Below are 18,935 nucleotides of genomic sequence, written 5' to 3' on the forward strand. Positions count from 1 at the left end.
TCTGCCTCCGGCCTTCGACGACTTCTCCCGAAAGGCCCGGAAACGCCACCGCCGACGTCCCGGAAATCCGCAATCGTCCGAATTATTTCTCTGAGATCACCTCAGTGATCTGCTCAGAATTCCCCTCAATATCAGAGGTCCATGATTATATCCACCTGAACGACACGCAGTAAGAGTTTCATCGTTGCCCGAGATGTGTCAGAGAAAATTCGCCAGTTTGGGGCTGAAATAACTATCAGCCCGTAGGAGGGTTGAAGGGGATCGGTGTGGCTCCTACTGAAGGACCAGTTGGCCCGGGTTGTCGTGTGCCTGATCGTGGACCTCTTCGAGCAAGGCGATGCCGGGGACTTCCCCCGCGCTTGATCGTCTGAAGCCCTGGCATACGAGACGAGCGGAGGGTGCCACAAGTAAGCCATGGCATGCGGCTTGAGCGGGCCATCGCGGAAGGGGGTAGCTCTTTCTCAGTGACTGGAGCGATCAAGGCGTGAGGGAGTATCCGTCCTGGTAGTCGTTCCGGTGGACCCGTTCGTGTTGCCGGGCGAGGTGAAAACGCCAGCATTCGTCGAGATCACCGTTGTCGATCCGGGCGCGGAGTTTCAGGACGGCTTCGGCTCCGGCCAGGCCCCAGCGTGCCCCGGCAAGGTCGAATCTGTCGGCGATCTGATGGCGGCAGGCGCCTTCGATCACGCCGGTCGCGATCGGGACATCCCGCCTCCAGCGCCCGGTCGTAGCACAGATACTCAAGGTTGTTGGTGAGGTAGCGGATGCACGCGCCGATGCCGTCGCGGTGGTGGGCGGCCGTGGTGGCGGTCTGGACAACGCGGTGACGAAGTGGCCGGTGTGCCCGGCCAGCAGGGCCGGAGCTTGTCTCGTTCGCGAAAAGCTTGGCCGTCTTACGCAGGATGTCCCGCTCTTGCTCCAGCTCCCGGATCCGCGCCCTGAGCTGCCTGTTCTCCTCTTCCGGGACGTCGTCCGAGGGTAGGTGCCCGGCCGACGTGTCCTTGCCGGACCTGACCACGCCGGCCGCTGGATGCCCGCCTTCACCCCGAGCCTGCGCGGCGCGGACCCACACCCGCAGCGTCTCGCGGCTGCCCCCAGATTCCGCGCGGTCGACGTGATCGTCCGGTCCGGCCTCGACGGAACCAGCGCCACCGCGTCGGCCTTGAACTCGGGCGGGTAGTTCTTCATCACCATCAGGGACATCTCTTCCCCTGGACCTCAAGATCCAGTCTCCAAGGTGTCCACGTGCAAGAGGGAAGGCCCGTGACCGGGAAGACCGCCGCCCACTGGCATCTCGTGACGGAGCACCAGCAGCTCAGCGTCCTTGGACAGGTCAGAGCGGACCAGCACTGCCAGCAGGCCGAACAGGCACCTTGCCAACCGGTGGACAAGCGTTAACCAGCTCGGGCAGAACAACTCAGGCCGAAGGGGACGGGACGCCATAGGCGCGGCCCACAGTATGGAACCAGTCCTCGTCGAGGAAGCGGCCCGTCATCCGTCCCACGACGGTGAGAAAGGCGTGCGCCAGCTTCTCCTCGCCCGCGTTCAGGTCTTCGCCTCGGGGGAGACCGTGGGCATAGGGCTCGAATTCCGGCCCGGGCATGAATTCGCCGGAGGGAAAAGCCGGGATCTCGGCGACCACGTTTCCGTCCCGGTAATAGGCGAGGTCGGAGAGGCCGTCGATTTCCCGGTCCCAGTCGACCATGAACATCGCACGGTTTCCCGAACTGAGCCACCATCCACCTGTTTCCGGACCGCTGACGCCGATCACCACGGACCAGCCGGGACTGTGGGGGCCGATCCAGAGCCTGTCTTTCTCGTCGATCGGGACGGACGGGTCCGTCATCGTGGCCGCTTCTTGAATCAGCCGCACATCGCGCCGGGATCGCGGGTCGAGGCGCATCAGCTCGGCGAGCTCGTCGAGGTCGTCCCGTTCCATCCAGAGCCCGAAAAAGGTGGTGTCGAACCCGTGCGCCGCAAGCAGTTCATATTGGTCGCACTCCGGCAGCGCGGTTCGAATGTCGGTCATCTCGTCTTCTCCATGTGGTCGGGCGACCGTGTCCGGAGTGCCGCCGAGGCGGCGCTCCGGACACGGCGTCCACAGATCAGGGCGATTCTGGGATCAGTTGACGATCCAAACCCAGAACTTGTCGTCGGGCAGAACGCGGTTGCGGTCGTAGAAGCTCTTCAGGACCTTCCCGTGGCTACCGCGAGCGGTGCTGTTGTGGCTCTTCCCGACCGCACGGAGAGAGTAATGGTTCTTCATGCCCCTGTCCGCCGCATAGCCGGCTCCGTCCTTGGTCGAGGCGAAGGGGTATTCGTCGCACTCGGCCCTCTTGTACACCGGATCGAGCATCGACAGCAGCGGCTCCTTGTAGTTCTCAGGGAAGTAGTACTGGCAGTAGCTGGTGTAGCTGGTGGTGCCCACCTTGAACGACCGGGAGAAGACGTTCCGGTTCTTCGGCTGGTTGCCGGACTTGTCCTTGGTGAGGGGGTCGCCCGGCTCCACCTGGTTCGGGTCGGTGCCCTTGGGGGCCGCCCAGTTGCCCGGAATAATCTTGGGCTTCTCGGTACCGAAAACGCCCTTGACCGGTGGGTCCTGCGTCTCGTTGTCGCGCAGCGGCGGCACCGTGTACCTGTTGTCGCTGGTGCCCGTGAGCTTCAACGCGGCTTCGATGTGCTGGATGACCTGCAGGAAGCTGGCGTCCTTGCTCTTGGACATCACGAAGATCCGCTTGGCGAGAGGGAAGATGCACGCGCCGACGTGCACGCCGCTCGTCGCGCTGGCCGTCGCCGTGCGAGTCAGGGACTCGCCTTCGGCGTCACCGCCTGCGGTGCGGAACCAGTCACACCGTACGTGCGGCGTATAGGGCTTCTCGTAAGGGTCGTTCCCGGAGGGGTCGCCTCCGCCGGTGCGCTTGCCGATCACCTGCCCCTGCTCGTCGTAGACGACCTGGCTCCACAGGTCCATCGGCCTGTAGGTCCACTCGTCATCGACATCGATCATGGTGGGGCGCAAGGTGCACTTGTCCGCCTTGTCGCCGTCGGTGTCCTGCATCGTGAAGACGAACTCGTCGTCCCCGTCCGACTTCCAGCCGCCCACCGTCGTCTCGCGATTGGATCCGGAGGTCATCGTGCACCGGGAGCCGGCATCGCCCGTCGGCTTGACCTCCAGCCGTAGGAACTCATCGTCGTCCACGTCGGTGACATTGCCCACCGGATCGTAGGCCTTGATGTTGCTGATCTTGGTCCACATCTTGATCTGCTGAGGCTTGACGCCGGAAGTGCCGCCGTTCTCGACTCCACCGCCCGTGGCGTCGCCCAGGTAGGTGTGCATGACCCAGGTTGCCTGGAACTGCAGACGAACCGACGACCACTGAAGGCCCTTCTTCGCCTTCTTCGGAAGCCATTTGCGTACCTTGGCGGCGTACACGTAGTCGATGGCGTTGAAGTAGCGGCTCCAGCAGGCGCTGTACGGCCTGACGACCAGCTGGGCCAGATTCCCGCGCCCCATCCCCGGGTCGAGGCCCGCTTGCCGCGCCGCTTCCAGGCACTGCTCCATCGAGATGTGGTCGTAGCTGAACGGGGTCGTGGCCGTGGCGGCGGTGGCCGTGGCGGCATCGCCGTCGGTCCGCCGGGTCGCGCTCTTCTTCGGCTTCGCCCCCTTGGTGGTGAGCAGCTTCGCAGGGCCGTGCTGCCGCGGCTTACGGACGACCGCGCCGGCCTTCGCCGAGGAGAGTCCGGCGCCCGGAACGAGCATGATCTCGTCGAAGTACATCGTGGCCGCGCCGCCCGTGTAGAGCACCGCCCACGCGGCGTCGTCGGGGGCGGTCACCGTCCCTGACACCGCCTGCCACTGGCCGACGGTGGGGTCACCCACGAAGTTGTCCGCGCCCACCTGCTCGAAGTCGGCGTCGTACCACTCGACGCCGAAGTCGAACCCGTATTCCATCGGGTCCGTGGTGGCCGGCTGGAACCAGCCGGACAGCTGGTAATCCCCGCTGGCCGGGACTTCGAACAGCTCTGCCGCGAAGCCCCAGAAATCGCTCTCCGGGACGAACTTGGCCGACGCCACACCCTGGTGCGCCCTGCCGGTGGACCTCGTCACGGTGGGCGAGTTGACCCAGGGTTCCCACGGCTCAATGGTGGATTCGAAGTACGGGTTGGGATTGACCGGTTCGGCCGCGGGTGCGGCGATCGTGCTGAACGACCAGACATGAGGAGCTTGGACGTTTCCAGCGGCGTCGGCCCCTCCGCCGGCGGTGACCGTGTAGGTGGCGCCTGTGGACAACGGCGCCGACGGGGTGAAAGTCGCCACGGTGGATTCGGTCATCGTCACGGCTCGCACCTTGGGGGGCGGTCCTGGATCCTGTCTGTGCCCCCCTAAAATTGCCGCATGCCGAACAGTGGGGGCTTCGCTTCGTCGCGCCGTAAAGGCGGCGGCCACAGGGGTGGGGCGGACGACGCGCGCTCACGGGCCAGTGTGCGAGATCAGGTGCTCAGCCGGAACGCCCAGTTCCAGGAGTGGCAGGCGCTGCTGACCAACCGTACCAAGCGCCAGCGCCTTGGGGAGTTCCTCATCCACGGGGTCCGGCCGATCTCTCTGGCCGTCGAGTACGACTGGCCGTTGCGCCGGCTCCTCTATCCGCTCGGGCAGAAATTGTCCTCCTGGGCCGAGGACCTCCTGAGCGAGAGTGGCGTCCAGTCGGTCGGGGTGGAACCGGAACTCCTGCGAGAGCTCGGTGAACGAGAGTCCGGGGCTCCGGAACTGATCGCCGTTGGTGCCCTACGGCCCGACGACCTCGGCCGGTTGACTGCGGGCGACGACTTCCTCGGGCTTGCCTTCGACAGGCCGACGAACCCGGGCAACATCGGCACGCTGCTCCGTTCCGCCGACGCTTTCGGCGCCTCGTGCCTGATCGTCACCGGCCACGCCGCCGACGTCTACGACCCCAAGTCCGTACGGGCCAGCACGGGCTCACTGTTTCGGCTTCCCGCGGTCCGCACGTCCTCCCCGACGGAGGTACTGGACTGGGTGACGGCACAGCGCGAGCGGGGCCTGCCCATCAAGATCGTCGGTACGGACGAACGCGGTGACGTCCTGGTCACCGAATGCGACCTCACAGGGCCTGTCCTCCTGGTGGTCGGCAACGAAACCGCCGGCATGAGCTCCCGCTGGCGCGAGCTGTGCGACGAGATCGTGCGCATCCCCATTGGAGGCGCGGCCAGCTCGCTCAACGCCGCCTCGGCGGGCACGCTCATGCTCTATGAGGTCGTCCGGCAGCGGGGGTTCCCGACGTGACGGATTCGTACGACTCGACGGTGCCTTACGGCTTCGCTGTGGAAGCAGCTCCACATGGACCACGACGATGCCGCAAGCCGGGACAAGGAAGCGGTCCGCCTCGGCTTCTGTGACGAGGAGCCCTTCGTCCGCAGCGCCGACACCGCACGTTTGCACGCCGCCTACGCTCAGCTCGTCGGTGCTCGCACACACACCGACAACGCTGGAGAGGGCCGTCCGCCGGCCACGGCGACCGGCCGGACGGGCTCTGCGCGCCCGTGGAGCGGGCCATACGGCTTGGCCTGGGACGGGAGGCGTCTAAGATCGGATCGGGGAGAGTCTGATCGGGAAGGAAGCCGGGTGAGCTACCGCCACGTCCTGACCAAGGGCGACTACTCGGACCTCGCCAGTGGTTCCGTCCTGCGTTCCGCGCCCGGATTCCCAGCCTTCCCGGTCCGCCTGGCTTCGGAGATCTTCCTGCGCGCTCTGACGCTGCGCGGCGGCGACGCTCCGGCGGTCGTCTGGGATCCGTGCTGCGGCAGCGGCCATCTGCTCTCGGTGATCGGGCTGCTGCATCGACGGCTGATCGCCTCGCTGGTCGCCAGCGACATCTCTGCGAACGCGCTCGATCTCGCCGCCGAGAATCTGCTCCTGCTCGATCCCGACGCCTTGGAAGCTCGGGCACGGGTTCTGGAGGAACGCGCGGAACGTTTTGACAAGCCCTCCTATCTGGAGGCCGCCGGAGCGGCACGCAGGCTCGGCGGCGGGCTCGCGGCGGCGGGCGGCTCCCTTCCGTCCTTGGTCCGGCGGGCTGACGTCTTCGACCGCGACGAGCTGGCGGCGGTGACCGCCGCGACCACCCCGGACATCGTGATCACGGATGTCCCCTACGGGGAGCAGACGAGCTGGCTGGGTGGGCACGGCGAGGCCGGCGTGCCGGAGATGCTCGGCAACGTGGCGTCGGTGTTGCCCGGCGAGGCGGTGCTCGCGGTGACGGCGCGCGGGCGGAAGGTGCCGCTGGGCACAGGCCCCCGGCCCAGGAAAGAGTTCCGCATCGGCACCCGGTCGGTCGCGTTGCTGAAAGTCGCGCAGTTTTCCACCTGACCCGGAGATTCACTACTCCCGACTGGTGATCCTGCCTTTTTGGAAATCGGTCCCGTAATCTTTCAGCGCTCCGCTGAGCACCTTGGCGTACTCCTCCAGGGCCGTTCGAGGGTGGCGTTCGTCGTAGGTCAGCATCCGGTCGGTGCGTTCGGTTCGGACGGTGCGCACCCGGCTCTCGGCGTGACAGTTGGCTCGGGGCGTCCGCGGCGGGGTCTTCGTCACCGTGACACCCTCGCCGGTGAAGACCTCATCAAAGACGGCGGTGGACTTGGCGTCCCGACCACGGATCAGGCCGGCGGCGATGCCACGTGAGGAGGGGCCTGGCGTGACCAGCGCGTGAGCCCATGGCTCGGGCGGCAGGAGTCGGGCTCAGCGCGGCCAGGGCCGCCTGATCGGCCCGGTCCGGCTTCGGCCGGGCGACCTGGCGCCGCAGTACTGCCACCTCGTGCCGAAGCACCACGAGCTCGGTTGTTCCTGGCCTTCTCACTTCCGCTCAGCCGAACCAGCCGGCCGAAGACCCACAGGTAAAGCGTCCTGCGACGACTTCGAAGCGGGACAGAGCCGCGCCGAAGCCCGCGCGGTACCGGGGTGTCCTTCAGTCTGGTGCTCTCTTCTGAGCTGTACGACCCCCTCCGCTCGGTGAGCTCAGTACGTCCACACCAAGACGCTGGTCCAGCGCAGCCAGCCGTACACAGGGCCTGTCAGCCGCAGACCGGCGCCCCGGCGTTTCTGGGACCACGGCGTCGAGGGCATCCTCTCGGCGTCGTCGGGCTGCCCCAGCCGGCCGGCCTACGCTCGGCTGGCCGCCTGGCCGACGGACCCCGCCCAGGTGCGCGCGAAGATCGTGGCCGAGACGGGCGAGGAGCCGTTGCGCATCTGGAGCTCCCTCCAGAGCCTGGTCCGCGAGTCCGTGGTACGTCCGAGTCTGGGCGCCGCGCTGTACCAGGTCGCCGCTGAGCTGGACGGCATCGTGCTCATCGACGACGCCGTGGACGCCGCCGGCCGCCCTGGCCTGGCCGTCGCCATGGACGAGGGCGACGGCACCCGGTCTGAGCTGATCTTCGACCGGCAGACCTGCCCAGGCGATCCCGTCCTGGATCCACCGCAAGCTCGTCTGACGCGGCGCCTCCCGGGGGACCGCTCGTGGCGCGCGAGCGGCACCCGTTGCGACCGGTCCGGAAGGGCATGCACATGATCGCTGACGCTCTTGGGTGTCCCTCCGCTTGCCGCCGACCGTCGATGCATGTGGCGCAGACACGCAGCATCGTCGTGACAGCTCTAGTTCACAGAGCTCTCCAGATGGGCGAGCGCGCTGTCCAGCAGCGCCGGGGCGTCCATTTCCGGGTCCTGCGCCCAGTCCAGCCAGACCGACAGCAGGATGCCGAACACCGCGCCCGCGACGGCCCGCACCTGGTCGTCGTGTCGCGGACGGTCGAGCCTGGCTGCGACCAGTTCGGTGAGTGTCTGCTTGGTCCTGGTGATGTTGGCGAGGCTGGCCGCCCACAGCGAGGGGACGCTGAGCACCAGCGCCTGGCGCTCCCGCTTCGCGGCGACCTCTGTGTCGGTCAGGTCGGTGAACACGGCCCGGAAGGCGTTGCGCAGCGCCGACACCGGACCGAGTTCCGGCGGCTGGGCCGCGTACGCCTCGGCGATGAGGGTGTCGTAGTCATCGAGGGTGACCAGCGCTTCCTTGGTCGGGAAGTAGCGGAACACCGTCCGGTGCGAGACGTCGGCCGCCTGGGCGATCTGCTCGACGCTGGTGGCGTCGTAACCCTGCTCGCGGAACAGGCGCAGCGCATGTCGCTGAATGGCGGCGCGAGTGCCGGCCTTCTTGCGCTCCCGCAGGCCGGGCTGCTCGGAATCTGACATCATGCGAAATCCTTCAGCGGGATGACCGTCCGGTACTTTCCGCCGGGGGCTTGCTGCGGCGGCTCCTCAGCGCGTTCCAGGATGACATGGTCCAGCTTGTGGTCGGCGAGCAGGCCGCCGATCCCGTCACGCACCGTGCTCCACACGGTTTCCGGATCCGCCCCGGGCACGGGCAGCATCCGTATGCGCAAGCTCGCCGGACCGGTTTGGACGATCTGGTAGAGCTGTACTCCAGGCGTGCGGTCCACCAGGGTGTTGAGCATCAGCGGCGCGATGACGACCTCGCCCCGTGCGGTGGCGAACGTGAGCAGGTTGGCCACGCGTCCCTGTACCTGTATGGCCGGCAGGGGGTTGCCGCACGGGCACGGGTCAGGCCGCTGCAGCACGCTGTCGCCGAGGTCGTAGCGCAGGATCGGCTGTACGCGGTTGGCCAGATCGGTCACCAGAACGGTGTGGGACGGCCTGCCCGGCGGGGTGGGGGAGTAGTCCGCTTCGACCGGTTCGACCAAGGCCCAGTCGCTGTTGACGTGGTACCAGCCGTACGCGCAGCCCTCGGTGAGGAAGGGACACTCGCTGGCGCCGTAGGTGTCGCGTACCTTGGCTTCGAAGGCGCGGGCCATCCGCGCGTAGTCGCCGCTGGTCAGCGTCTCGCCGGCGGGTTCGACCACTACCGGCGCGATGTGCAGCCGTCCCGACTCCTGCTCGGCGGCGAGCATGTTGAGGACGCTGCCGTACCCGAGCAGGAGGGCGGGGCGGAACTGGTTGAGCGCCTCGACCAGTTCGCGGAGAGGGGTGTGCACGGAGAAGAGGCGGATGGACTTGCGCTGCAGCCGGTGTGCGCGCATGCGGGCGGCGCCGGCCGAGACCAGGAAATGGCCGTTCGTCGCGGCCACGATGGCCATCCGTCCGCCGCCTGCCACGATCCGGGTGATGTCGGCGAGGTTCAGCCAGGACCCCATCATCCGCATGCTGAGGGCGTAGTTGACGGCGATGTCCCGATCGTCCTTGACGAAGATCGCGGGGTTTCCTGTGGTGCCTGAGGTGGTGACCAGCAGGTATCGGCCGAGGAACCGTCCACCTACCAGTTGCGGATCGGTGGCGAAGGCGCGCGCCCGTGCCAGCGTCACCTCGCGGTCGGTGGCCCAGTCGTCGTAGTGCGCCATCAGCGCCTTCTTGCCGGTGACGGGCAGGGATGAGGAGTCGTCGACGCCGGGAGGCAGGCCGCTGTAGAGGTCGCGGTAGTAGGGCGAACCGGTGCGGGCGTGCTCGACGATCTAGTGCGGAGTGAATTCTGTTCCTGGCGATCTCCCGCGTCCGGCACTTCGTCGGCGCCGAAAGCTCGACCGTTCCAGCCCCGGTGGTGCGGTCGGTGCCCGTTGTAGTGGCGGTCCCCCAGATCCATCGCCAGATTGCGGACGGCTCTGCAGAGCGGACGCTGCCATGGCTGGGATGCCACGCCGTCACCCACAGAATCGGGCGGGGCGCAGCGGTCCGCCCGGACGGCCGGACCGCTGCGCCCGGCGTACTAATCGGTGAGCAGGATGTCGTCCAGGCACAACGTGTACGGCGCGTCCGCGCCGCCCACCTGGAACAACACCTGGGCCTCCTGGTCCGACACCTTGGCGGTGTTCTGGTAGGCGTAGGTCCTGGATCCGGTGCCGACCTCGGGGTAGCCGTCCACGATCGCGGCGTGCGTCTCACCGCTGCCCTGGACCACCGACCTGATCTTCGCCGTCCGCGTCGCCGACGCCTTGAAGCTCAGCCGGTACGTCTTCCCGGCCTCCACGGCGATGCCGCTCTGCCCGACCATCGCGGCCCACACGTTGTCACCACCCGCGGGAACCTGGGCGCACAACCGCCCGCCCGTCACCTTGATCGGGGTGTTCTTGGAGGCCCACCAACCCTTGACCCCGTTGTCCAGCGAGCCGTTCACCACACTCTGGTGCACGGGCACGAGGGAGACATTGTCCAGGCACAACGTGTACGGCGTGTCCGCGCCGCCCACCTGGAACAACACCTGGGCCTCCGAGTCCGACACCTTGGCCGTGGCCGCATAGGTGAACTTCTTCGGGCTGTCGCCGACCTCGGGGTAGCCGTCCACGATCGCGGCGTGCGTCTCGCCGCTGCCCTGGACCACCGACCTGATCCTCGTCGTCTTCGTAGCGGTCGCCTCGAAGCTCAACTGGTAGGTCTGTCCGGCCCGGACCGCGATGCCGCTCTGCCCGACCATCGCGGCCCACACGTTGTCACCACCTGCGGGGACCTGGGCGCACAACCGCCCGCCCGTCACCTTGATCGGCGTGTTCTTGGAGGCCCACCAACCCTTGACCCCGCTGTCCAGCGAGCCGTTCACCACGACGTCGCCGGCGGGCGCGGCGGCGTACGCGGGAGTCGCCGCCGCGGCCATTGCCACGAAGGCGCCGACGGCGATGAGACGCATCGAAAGAGAATTCATGAAAAATGATCTTAGGAAGGACGTCACCAGCAGGACAGAGCCAATTCGTAGTCGTGCGGTTGGGCCAACCCCGCTGCGGGTGGCCATCCCGGGGTGCCGTCAACGGCTGCGTCACCGGCCCGGACGTAGATGATCAGGCCGCATGCCGTTGGGCATGGACGCCCTGGTCGAGCACCGGCGGTGAGCGTCATCGCGGCCGCTCGGCGTAGTGGGGTGATCCCAGGCCGGGTTGTCGGTGGCGTCTGCGACCGTGTGCTGCGTGGGTGAGCTGATCGAGCGGGTGGATGAACAGGACCGCGTGCTGCACGTCGTGGAGCGCGCGGAGGCGGTGCGTCGGCGGTGGATCCATCGGATCGCGACGACGATCTGCCGCGATCCGACGGGGCGAATCCTCGTGCTGCGCCGAGCCGAGGTGCATGTTCGTTTTCCCGGCCACTATGACGTGCTGGTCGGCGGCGCCGTGGGCGTGGGCGAGTCGTACGAGGACGCGGCGGCCCGCGAACTGGTCGAGGAACTGGGTGCCGGCGTCCCGGTCCGCTTCTTGTTCAAGTTCCTGTGCCGGGACGGGCTCGGCCCTGTCTGGTTCGGGGTGCACGAGGCCTTGATCGCCGAGCCATTGTCTCCGGATCCGTCCGAGATCGCCTGGCATGCCTGGCTCACGGAGCCCGAGCTGCGAACCGTGGTCGACCGAGGGCCCTTCGTTCCAGGTGGGCGAGAAGCCCTGCGCCGATACCTTGGCCGCTCGGCTGAGTGACGAACACCCACTGGAACCCCCAGGACGCCGGGCCGCGGCTTCAGGTCTGGCGGGAGTCTCGGCGAGGTGGCCGTGGCATGAGTACACGCAGGAACGTCGAGGGCGCGTACAGACTGAGCGGGGTTCGCAGGGCGGTGAAGACCTGGAGGAAGGCCAGGTGGACCTCAGGGTCTCGGGTGCCTGCCGCCCACAGGCGGCTCAGGTATCGGGCCGCGAAGCCCCGCGCGGGCGAGGCCCCGGAGGTGCCGCCGGGGGGCCATGTGCCAGAAGGTACGGTTCGCTCTTGCGAGCCGATGATGGTAGCGCCGGGCCAGGTCAGCGGGTTCATGGCCGCCCTTCAGGCAGTCGCTGAGGAGGACCGCGCCGAACGCCGCGGTGGTCATGCCCTGGGCGTAGAGGGGGTCGAAGCAGTACGCGGCGTCGCCGGTCAACAGGAGATTGCCCGGACGGCCCGGTCCTGCGGTGATCAGGCGGCGGCGATCGGCGGTGGCGCGGGTGGCAGGAGCCGTCGGGCTCGCGTCACGGCGATAGTCGCCTTACTGAGAGTAACTGTTTGCGGTCTTGCAACTACTGTAAGTAGTCGCAATGGTGGGAGGGACCGCCCGGGTGCTTTCAAAGCGATGACACAGGCGCCCGGTCAGCACCCCCAGAGGAGTTCCCTTGTCACAGTTCCCTCGCGTCGCCGCCCTGCTGGCCACGGTGATCGCCACCGCCGGCCTCACCTCCCTCACCACGCCCGCCTACGCCGCCGGAAGCGTCACCTGTGACACCTCCGGCACCATGTACTTCAAGCCCGGAGTACAGATCGTCCCCCTCAAACAGGACATCGAGATCCGCGGCGCCAACGGCTCCTGCCGCGACTCCACCGGCCTCGGCATCGACGAGGCCAGGCTCACCGCGAACTTCAGCGGCGTCTGGCTCACCTGCGAACTCGGCGGCGGCGGCACCGGCCACGGCACCGGCACCCTGGACTGGACCCTGGACGACGGCAGGAAGGCCAGCAGCGACCTCGACCTGAACTTCGAAAGCAACATCGCCAGCGAGGTGACCCTGTCCGGCCAGGTCGTCGGCGGCCCCCTCGACGGTGAGAAGTTCTCCGCCCACCTCAGCGCCGACCTGTTCCGCGGCAGCCTCAAGTGCACCGTCGGCGGCCCCTTCGGCGGCGCCAAGAGCATCGGCTACCGCGGCGACCTCACCGTCGGCTGACCTCACCCGTAACACCTGAAGCTCCCTGAAGGGCCGGCGCCCGCAGAGCTTCGAGGTGGCCGATCAGAACGACGGCGGCACCGGCATCCGCACCTCCCACTGCGACCGGCCTCGACCGGTATCACCAGGCGGACGGATGCCGCGTGCGCCGCGGCATCAGCCGGCTGTGCTCCACCGCCAGGTCGCCCGGCTCCCGGCCGTCGCGCGACGGTTCGCGTCGGTGGTGTGATCCGGAGTGACGTTCGGACGGCGTGGGACGCCTGGCGCGAAGGGCTGACACCGCGGTGGTGGTTCGCCTAGTCGGGGGAGCGCAGGAGCATTGCCTCCACCTCGGCGCCGGCGTCGGCCGTGCAGACGTACGTGGGTCTTCCGGTTGCCGGATCAACGAAGTACAGGGTCGCACGCTTGCCGCACCTTGAGCACCAGGAGTCAGGGCCGCCACCGAGTTCGGCCAGGCCGACCTTGATCTCTGGGATAACAAAAGCCATGCGGGAAGCGTAGGTCGGCCTGGTCAGGACATCTGTGGCGACAGCGCGGCTTGCGTAATCCATGCCCGTAGATTGGCCGACACGGGAGGTGACGGGCCGACCGGGGCGTGAGGTGGGATCCGGGAAGACTGGGCAGGACAACAAGGCCGTCAGCATTCCCGACGCAGGGGGGCGCCAAAGGCACAGTCGAATGGTGAGCCGGTCGCGAAACCCGGCCGGGCGCCAATGGCATTGTTCGGGATGTGGTCGAGCCGCGGATCGGCCAGTGCACGGCGGCCACGGTCCAGCCCCCGCAGGGGCGCCACGGCGTTCTGATGGCGGCCGAGCGCGTCCTCATGATCATCCGAAGCCGGAGCAGCCTCGTTGGAGGCTGCCGATCGGTCTTCGGGCGGTAAGCCGGGTCGTCCCCTCGCCTGACCTGATTCAACGGGTCAGCGGTCCGGTGCCCACTCATCACATAACGATCAATAGGACTCCCCGCGGCGGCTCCGAGTGGCAACATCTGCGGAATGCCTTCATCTAGCGGATGGGTTTCGCCGTGATCGCTGCGACCAATGCGGGCCGTCTGCTGGTGGGCCTTCTCGTGGTCATCGGCGCAACGAGTTGCGCGACAGCCGGGGAAGAAGGCGCCGCGAGCGCGATTCCAACTCCGCGCATTGCCGCCGACTTCACGCTCCCGCTGGACGCCTACGATCTGTCCGCGGCCGATCGCAAGATCGTTGACAGGGCCCGGTTCATGATGCTCGCCGACTGCACCCGGACGTTCGGTGTGGAGTTGAAGCCTCCTCCGCCGTCCCCCGGCCGGACCGAGCGGCACGGGAACGCCGATTACCTCGCCTGGCTGGGCGACCTGCAAGTGGAGAAGTACGGCTACGCCGGTCCGCCCGCACGACTCGTCGAGAACTTCACGCGGTATTCCGTGACCGATGAGCAGGCAATCCTCATCGAGGGCAAGAGGCGGAAGTTCAACGGTAAGACCGTACCTGCCGGCGGATGCATGGGCAGGACGGAAGCGCTCCTTGATCAAGGGGCCCCGGAACTCCTCGGCGGCAAGGCCGCCGGAGTGCGCGTGGAGCAGGACCTGTTCGTGCTGGCCGACGACGCAGCGGATGGCGCGTACAAGGACGCTCGCATCCGCGAGGCCGAGCGGGTATGGAGCGACTGCATGAAGGATGCGGGCTTCGACTACCCGGACACCCTGGCCGCCAGGGGAGATCCGAGATGGGCCTACAACGCGGCGACTGATCAGCTTCCCAAACCCCGGACGCCGACGGAGATTGCGACGGCGAGCGCCGACGCGGCGTGCAGAATGGCGACGAACTACTCAGGCGCACGACAGGCGGCCTACCGCGACAGCCAGCAAAGAATCATCGCGAAGAATCAGGCTCGGTTGGACCGTATAAAGGTCATCAACCAGGCGCAGATCAAGAACGCGCGAAAGTTCCTCGCGGGCGAACTTGCGGTGACTTGGTAACCCCGACCACCGTCGCGAGGTGTTGTCGTCGCTGGTCCATCGGTTGGCTCGGTGCTTTTGCGGCCTCGTGGTGATGCCGGTCTGCTCTGATCTGTTCCGATGCAGGTGAGCTACTGGTGTGTCACGAGAACCAGGTGCTCCGCCGCGGCCTGCCGTGGTCGGCCACGGCAGGCCGCGCCGACCGGCTCCGGCGCTGAGGGGGGCGGCGCGGGAGCGTAGGAAGGGGACCTGCGTGGTGGATGCTCGTTCGGGGTTCTCGTGGGCGCGATCGGCGGCGGGAGGCTGTGTTGATTCCAGGTCTTGACGATGGCTCGTGGCCGGTGCTCACCTGAATGTGTTCTCCTTCCCAAATGTGAGGAGTCACCTGCGATGAAGATCCGCCGATTACATGCCGTTCTCCTCGCCGCGGCTCTGAGCGCCAGTGTTCTGGCTGGTGTCGCACCTGCCTTCGCCGCCACCCAGACCAGCGCGTCCGTGGCCGGTGCGGGCTGGCCCACACCGGACTGGTATCTGCAGGGCCCGTACCAGACCCTGGCCGCCTGCGATGTCGCCTTTGAGGACGCTGCGCAGAACGGTCAATACACCGGGCTCGTCTACTGTCATTGGTTCCGCGGGGGTGGCCCCTATCTGCCGGGCTTCTACTACGAGGTGTACATCCCCTGATCAGCAGGCGCACCGGGCATGCCGGCCGCAACGCCTGGGTGATCATCCGAGTTCCGGGCGCTGATCGCCGAGGCACGATGGGCCGTCTGACGTGGCGGAGAGTCGGTCACTCCCCGCTGCCCCGCACTGCGAGCTGGGGACTTCATCGACCGTGACCATCCGCACGGGCGCCTCCGCCGGAAGGGCAGCTCGCCCTCGCCGCAGATGGAGATTCTGATTTCCCCGCTGTCGTCCACGGCGGTCAGAGGGCTGAGGAGAGTGCCAGCCTGATCGCCCCCGAACGGGGCGGTTGGCGGGTGACCGTGGGCGATGGCGGCAGAGGATCCATGAGGGCGGGCCGGCCAGGCGGCTGTCGGGCGCCTTGTCGAACCGGCCCTTCGTGCGACCTGGCCTGCTTCGGAGCTGTCGCACCGCCTGCGGGCCGATTTGATCGTTCGGGAATTCTCGCACTATCATCGTGCGAAAATTGTCGAACGATTGAAGGTGGTTCTGTTGGCGCCGTCACGGGTGTACCAGCATCCCGAGGTTGATGAGATCGCGATCCCGCGCGTGCTGTTCGCGTTGAGTGAGCCGCTGCGGTTGTCGATGGTGCGGATGCTCGCGGAACGCGGCGAGGTGGACAGCATCGAGCTGGGCCCGGACCTGCCGCGCTCGACGCTCACACATCACACCAGCCTCCTGCGCGAGTCCGGAGTGGTGTTCGTCCGTGCCGAAGGGCGCAAGTGCCTGATCCAGCTTCGCCACGACGACCTGGAGGCGCGGTTCCCCGGATTGATCGACACCGTGCTCAACGGCTACCAGGAAGCCGCTCCAGCGCAGGAGGACGCGTGATCCGCCGCGTCTGGCCGCTTGTCGCCGCCGCGATCGCACTGGGGATCGACGCGTACGTTCTCGCCGGGGTGCTGCCCTCGATCGCCGATTCGCTCGCCACGACGGTCGCGGCGGTCGGCCTGGGCGTGACGGCCTTCACCGCGGCGTACGCCCTGGCGGGACCGTTGTTGTCCGGATCGCTGATCCGCGGGAGCACCGCGAGGGCGCTGCTGATCGCGCTGGGTGTGTTCAATCTCGGCAACCTCGTCACCGTGGTCTCGCCGGGGACCGAGGTGTTCCTCGCCTCGCGGGTGATCGCGGGCGCCGGCGCCGGCGTGCTCACCGCTGTGGCGACCGCAGCCGCGGCGGCCATGGTCGCCGACCATGAACGGGGTCGCGCCATGGCCATGGTGACCTTCGGCCTGTCCACCGGGACGGTCGCCGGAGTGCCGGTCGGGATGCTCATCGGCGACCGGCTGAGCTGGCGATGGACCATGGCCCTGGTCGTCGCCGTCGGCCTGCTCAGCATGGTGGCCCTGGCCGTCAAGGCACGTACGATCCCGTCGTTGCCCGCTTCGCGTGGTCCCGCCTTCGCGGTGCTGCGTTCGGCGAGGACGCTCGTCGGGATCGCTGCAGCGTTCCTCCTCGGTGTGGCCAGTCTCGGGCTCTACACCTACCTGCTGCCCATGGCCGAGGCGCGAGGGCTCCAGGGCTGGGGGTTCGCGCTGGTGTGGGCCTGGGGCATCGGTGGAGTCGCCGGCTCCGCCCTGGTCGGCAGGCCGCTGGACGCCTTCGGGCCTCGTACGCTGCTCATCGTCCTGCCCGCCGTGCTCCTGGGGGGCTTCGCCGTCTTCTGGCTCTCCGCCGCCCCGGCGGCCTGGCTCGTCGCGGCGGCGTTGTGGGGTGCGGCGGGGTGGGCGAGCGTTCCCACCCTGCAACAAGCCCTGACCGGAGCCTGGCCCGAGCGGGCGATGCCGATCGTCGCGTTCCAGATGGCGGCGATGTATCTCGGGTCCGCCGCGGGAGCCGCCGCGGGCAGCGGCCTGCTCGCCGACGGCGTCGATCCGGGCGATCTGTCCGCATGGGCGCTGATCCCCGCAGCCCTGGCGTTGCTGCTCACCTGCCGGCTCAGTATCGGGCACGCCCGTCACCCCGCCGCCCGCCTCGCGTGCGAGGCCGCAGACTGAGCGGGCGACCCGTACGACACGCTGGTGGGGACGATCGCCGTCGCGGCTAGCCGGAGGTCGTGAGGCGTTGCGCCTGCGCGCGGCCCACGGTGGCGGCCTGGTGGAGGTAGTCGGCGATCAGGGCCAGTGCGTCGTCGTCGTAGCGGTCGAGCATCTCGACGAACGCCCTGCCGGGCGCGTCCCAGGCCGCACCGATCCGGGCGCGGGCCTCGGGGGTGAGGGCGACCAGGGCGCGCCTGCGGTCGGCCGGGTCGGCGTGCCGTACGACGAGGCCCGCCTTGTCCAGGCGGTCGACCAGGCGGGTGGCCGATCCCGGGGTGAGGCCGGCCAGGCGGGCGATCTCGCCGGTGCTGATCGGGCCCGACTCCAGGTCGAGCAGGGCCACGCATTGCAGGTCGGTGGGGTGGATGCCGAGCTGGTCGGCCATGGCCTGGTTGAACAGGGTGTAGGCCGCGTAGTGGCGCTGACTCTCGTCGGTGATGCGCTTGAGCATCTCGGCTCGGTTTGACACGTGCGGCTCCATACTCCCCATAATGTTCGTCACACAATATTTGCGTGACGCAATGTCTGTGTCACGCTTCTATTCTATCGACAGGTGCCGCGCTCAGGTCGCGGAGCACCTCGGTGAAGGGATCTGTACTGACATGACCATTCTTGTCACGGGCGCTCGCGGCGCTGTCGCGACCGCGCTCATCGGCCTCCTGCGCGAGCAGGGCCTGCCTGTACGGCCGGCTTCCAAGGCTCCCGCCGACCCGTCCGTCGTCAGGTGCGACCTGGGCGACCCGGCCACCTTCGCCCCTGCCCTGGCGGGCGTGACCTCGGTGTTCCTGTACGCCGAACCGTCCCACGCGCAGGAGTTCGCCTCGGCGGCCGCGACGGCCGGGGTCGAGCACATCGTGCTGCTGTCCTCCGCCGCCGTGCTCACGCCCGACCCCGACGGCAGCCCCCTGGCCACCTCGCATCTCGTCCCGGAACGCGCCCTGGCCGCCTCGCCCGTGCCGAGCACCGTTCTGCGGCCCGGCACCTTCTGCGGCAACGCGATGGCGTGGTCGTGGCCGATCAGGTCGGGGACGCCCATCAGCCTGCCCTACCCGTACGCGCACGTCGACGCCATCCACGAGGCGGACGTCGCGGCGGTGGCGGCCGCCGTCCTGGCCGATCCCGCGCTCGGCGGCAGGGCGTACACACTGACCGGGCCGCAGTCGCTCACGTTCACCGACCAGATCGGGACCCTCTCGCGCGTCACCGGGCGGGACATCGCGATCAGGCCCGTCACCAGGCAGGAGTGGAAGGCCGAAGTGGCGCAGTACATGGACGGGACCTTCGCCGACGCCCTGCTGGACTACTGGCAGGGCTGCGACGGCCGTCCGGTCGAGCTCACCTCGGTCGTGGAGGAACTGACCGGGACACCCGCGCGGACGTTCGCCTCCTGGGCCGAGGAGAACCGGGCGGCGTTCCTCGGCTGACGTGCACGGTGCCCGCCTGGGGCGTACGGGTGCTCGGTGGTCAGCTGTTGACTCCGGACGCCTGCATGGTGCTCAGCCGCCGGACGAACAGACCGGTGACGACCGCCGTCGGCACGACCGACACGTGCAGGGCCAGGTGTCGTGAGGAGTGTCGTCCACTCGACCCAGAGGAGAGGCC

At 68.1% G+C, this 18,935-nt stretch carries 18 protein-coding genes and 1 pseudogene; 10 read left to right on the top strand and 9 right to left on the bottom strand.

What is annotated here, in order from left to right; all coding sequences use genetic code 11:
• Nucleotides 1-477: 477 nt before the first annotated feature.
• The 3 genes and pseudogenes from IEZ27_RS22840 to IEZ27_RS22850 form a co-directional block, all read right to left on the bottom strand.
• A pseudogene (locus IEZ27_RS22840) lies at nucleotides 478-739 on the bottom strand (ISKra4 family transposase); the annotation flags it as partial.
• Nucleotides 740-1,417: 678 nt separating this feature from the next.
• A complete protein-coding gene (locus IEZ27_RS22845; protein ID WP_189649105.1) occupies nucleotides 1,418-2,029 on the bottom strand; it encodes a hypothetical protein in 612 nt (203 codons plus the stop codon).
• Nucleotides 2,030-2,122: 93 nt separating this feature from the next.
• Complete coding sequence (locus IEZ27_RS22850; RefSeq protein WP_189649106.1) at nucleotides 2,123-4,339, bottom strand: NucA/NucB deoxyribonuclease domain-containing protein; 2,217 nt, start codon at nucleotides 4,337-4,339, stop codon at nucleotides 2,123-2,125.
• 156 nt (nucleotides 4,340-4,495) lie between these two features.
• On the opposite strand from IEZ27_RS22850, the gene IEZ27_RS22855 reads away from it, so the two are divergent.
• Nucleotides 4,496-5,302: a TrmH family RNA methyltransferase gene (locus IEZ27_RS22855; RefSeq protein ID WP_229824245.1), complete on the top strand. Its 807-nt coding sequence runs from the start codon at nucleotides 4,496-4,498 to the stop codon at nucleotides 5,300-5,302.
• A 339-nt stretch (nucleotides 5,303-5,641) separates the two neighbouring features.
• Nucleotides 5,642-6,385 (top strand): rRNA methyltransferase, encoded by a 744-nt coding sequence (locus IEZ27_RS22860; RefSeq protein WP_189649108.1) that lies wholly within the window; start codon nucleotides 5,642-5,644, stop codon nucleotides 6,383-6,385.
• 12 nt (nucleotides 6,386-6,397) lie between these two features.
• On the opposite strand, the gene IEZ27_RS22865 is transcribed toward IEZ27_RS22860, so the two are convergent.
• Complete coding sequence (locus IEZ27_RS22865) at nucleotides 6,398-6,607, bottom strand: hypothetical protein (RefSeq protein WP_189649109.1); 210 nt, start codon at nucleotides 6,605-6,607, stop codon at nucleotides 6,398-6,400.
• Between the two features lie 607 nt (nucleotides 6,608-7,214).
• On the opposite strand from IEZ27_RS22865, the gene IEZ27_RS22870 reads away from it, so the two are divergent.
• Nucleotides 7,215-7,580: a hypothetical protein gene (locus IEZ27_RS22870; RefSeq protein WP_189649110.1), complete on the top strand. Its 366-nt coding sequence runs from the start codon at nucleotides 7,215-7,217 to the stop codon at nucleotides 7,578-7,580.
• 83 nt (nucleotides 7,581-7,663) lie between these two features.
• Here the strand turns inward: IEZ27_RS22870 and IEZ27_RS22875 are convergent, their stop codons facing one another.
• The 3 genes from IEZ27_RS22875 to IEZ27_RS22885 form a co-directional block, all read right to left on the bottom strand.
• Complete coding sequence (locus IEZ27_RS22875) at nucleotides 7,664-8,257, bottom strand: TetR/AcrR family transcriptional regulator (RefSeq protein ID WP_229824246.1); 594 nt, start codon at nucleotides 8,255-8,257, stop codon at nucleotides 7,664-7,666.
• Nucleotides 8,254-9,417 (bottom strand): phenylacetate--CoA ligase family protein, encoded by a 1,164-nt coding sequence (locus tag IEZ27_RS22880; RefSeq protein ID WP_189649111.1) that lies wholly within the window; start codon nucleotides 9,415-9,417, stop codon nucleotides 8,254-8,256. Before IEZ27_RS22880 ends, IEZ27_RS22875 begins: the two co-directional genes overlap by 4 nt.
• A 362-nt stretch (nucleotides 9,418-9,779) precedes the next feature.
• Nucleotides 9,780-10,694 carry a carbohydrate binding domain-containing protein gene (locus IEZ27_RS22885; protein WP_189649112.1) on the bottom strand — a complete coding sequence of 305 codons (915 nt, stop codon included), beginning with the start codon at nucleotides 10,692-10,694 and terminating at the stop codon, nucleotides 9,780-9,782.
• A 274-nt stretch (nucleotides 10,695-10,968) separates the two neighbouring features.
• On the opposite strand from IEZ27_RS22885, the gene IEZ27_RS22890 reads away from it, so the two are divergent.
• Together IEZ27_RS22890 and IEZ27_RS22895 are read left to right on the top strand one after the other, a co-directional pair.
• The gene (locus IEZ27_RS22890; protein ID WP_189649113.1) at nucleotides 10,969-11,463 is read left to right on the top strand and encodes an NUDIX hydrolase; all 495 of its coding nucleotides are present in this window, start codon (nucleotides 10,969-10,971) and stop codon (nucleotides 11,461-11,463) included.
• Between the two features lie 660 nt (nucleotides 11,464-12,123).
• On the top strand, nucleotides 12,124-12,669 hold the full coding sequence (locus tag IEZ27_RS22895; protein WP_189649114.1) for a hypothetical protein: 546 nt from the start codon (nucleotides 12,124-12,126) through the stop codon (nucleotides 12,667-12,669).
• A 296-nt stretch (nucleotides 12,670-12,965) separates the two neighbouring features.
• On the opposite strand, the gene IEZ27_RS22900 is transcribed toward IEZ27_RS22895, so the two are convergent.
• Nucleotides 12,966-13,157, bottom strand: a complete 192-nt coding sequence (locus IEZ27_RS22900) for a hypothetical protein (RefSeq protein ID WP_125636013.1) — start codon at nucleotides 13,155-13,157, stop codon at nucleotides 12,966-12,968.
• A 526-nt stretch (nucleotides 13,158-13,683) separates the two neighbouring features.
• On the opposite strand from IEZ27_RS22900, the gene IEZ27_RS22905 reads away from it, so the two are divergent.
• From IEZ27_RS22905 to IEZ27_RS22920, 4 genes are all read left to right on the top strand, one after another.
• The gene (locus tag IEZ27_RS22905; RefSeq protein WP_189649115.1) at nucleotides 13,684-14,631 is read left to right on the top strand and encodes a hypothetical protein; all 948 of its coding nucleotides are present in this window, start codon (nucleotides 13,684-13,686) and stop codon (nucleotides 14,629-14,631) included.
• 369 nt (nucleotides 14,632-15,000) lie between these two features.
• Entirely contained in the window at nucleotides 15,001-15,294 is a 294-nt protein-coding gene (locus IEZ27_RS22910; RefSeq protein ID WP_189649116.1) for a hypothetical protein, read from the top strand.
• 483 nt (nucleotides 15,295-15,777) lie between these two features.
• Nucleotides 15,778-16,125 (top strand): ArsR/SmtB family transcription factor, encoded by a 348-nt coding sequence (locus IEZ27_RS22915; RefSeq protein ID WP_229824247.1) that lies wholly within the window; start codon nucleotides 15,778-15,780, stop codon nucleotides 16,123-16,125.
• Entirely contained in the window at nucleotides 16,122-17,291 is a 1,170-nt protein-coding gene (locus IEZ27_RS22920; RefSeq protein WP_189649118.1) for an MFS transporter, read from the top strand. Before IEZ27_RS22915 ends, IEZ27_RS22920 begins: the two co-directional genes overlap by 4 nt.
• Nucleotides 17,292-17,337: 46 nt before the next feature.
• Here IEZ27_RS22920 and IEZ27_RS22925 read toward each other — a convergent pair whose 3' ends face one another.
• Nucleotides 17,338-17,802 carry a MarR family winged helix-turn-helix transcriptional regulator gene (locus IEZ27_RS22925; protein WP_229824248.1) on the bottom strand — a complete coding sequence of 155 codons (465 nt, stop codon included), beginning with the start codon at nucleotides 17,800-17,802 and terminating at the stop codon, nucleotides 17,338-17,340.
• A 133-nt stretch (nucleotides 17,803-17,935) separates the two neighbouring features.
• Between IEZ27_RS22925 and IEZ27_RS22930 the strand changes: the two genes are divergently transcribed.
• Nucleotides 17,936-18,757 carry an SDR family oxidoreductase gene (locus IEZ27_RS22930; RefSeq protein ID WP_189649119.1) on the top strand — a complete coding sequence of 274 codons (822 nt, stop codon included), beginning with the start codon at nucleotides 17,936-17,938 and terminating at the stop codon, nucleotides 18,755-18,757.
• The last annotated feature ends 178 nt before the right edge of the window (nucleotides 18,758-18,935 follow it).

The sequence above is a fragment of the Nonomuraea spiralis genome, assembly GCF_014648435.1.
In the GTDB taxonomy this organism is placed as follows: Bacteria; Actinomycetota; Actinomycetes; order Streptosporangiales; family Streptosporangiaceae; genus Nonomuraea; species Nonomuraea spiralis.

Coding starts and splice junctions, on each gene's coding strand:
- IEZ27_RS22845 (WP_189649105.1), bottom strand. CDS start 2,029: ATGACCGACATTCGAACCGCGCTGCCGGAGTGCGACCAATATGAACTG.
- IEZ27_RS22875 (WP_229824246.1), bottom strand. CDS start 8,257: ATGATGTCAGATTCCGAGCAGCCCGGCCTGCGGGAGCGCAAGAAGGCC.
- IEZ27_RS22880 (WP_189649111.1), bottom strand. CDS start 9,417: ATGGCGCACTACGACGACTGGGCCACCGACCGCGAGGTGACGCTGGCA.
- IEZ27_RS22885 (WP_189649112.1), bottom strand. CDS start 10,694: ATGCGTCTCATCGCCGTCGGCGCCTTCGTGGCAATGGCCGCGGCGGCG.
- IEZ27_RS22900 (WP_125636013.1), bottom strand. CDS start 13,157: ATGGCTTTTGTTATCCCAGAGATCAAGGTCGGCCTGGCCGAACTCGGT.
- IEZ27_RS22905 (WP_189649115.1), top strand. CDS start 13,684: ATGGGTTTCGCCGTGATCGCTGCGACCAATGCGGGCCGTCTGCTGGTG.
- IEZ27_RS22910 (WP_189649116.1), top strand. CDS start 15,001: ATGAAGATCCGCCGATTACATGCCGTTCTCCTCGCCGCGGCTCTGAGC.
- IEZ27_RS22930 (WP_189649119.1), top strand. CDS start 17,936: ATGACCATTCTTGTCACGGGCGCTCGCGGCGCTGTCGCGACCGCGCTC.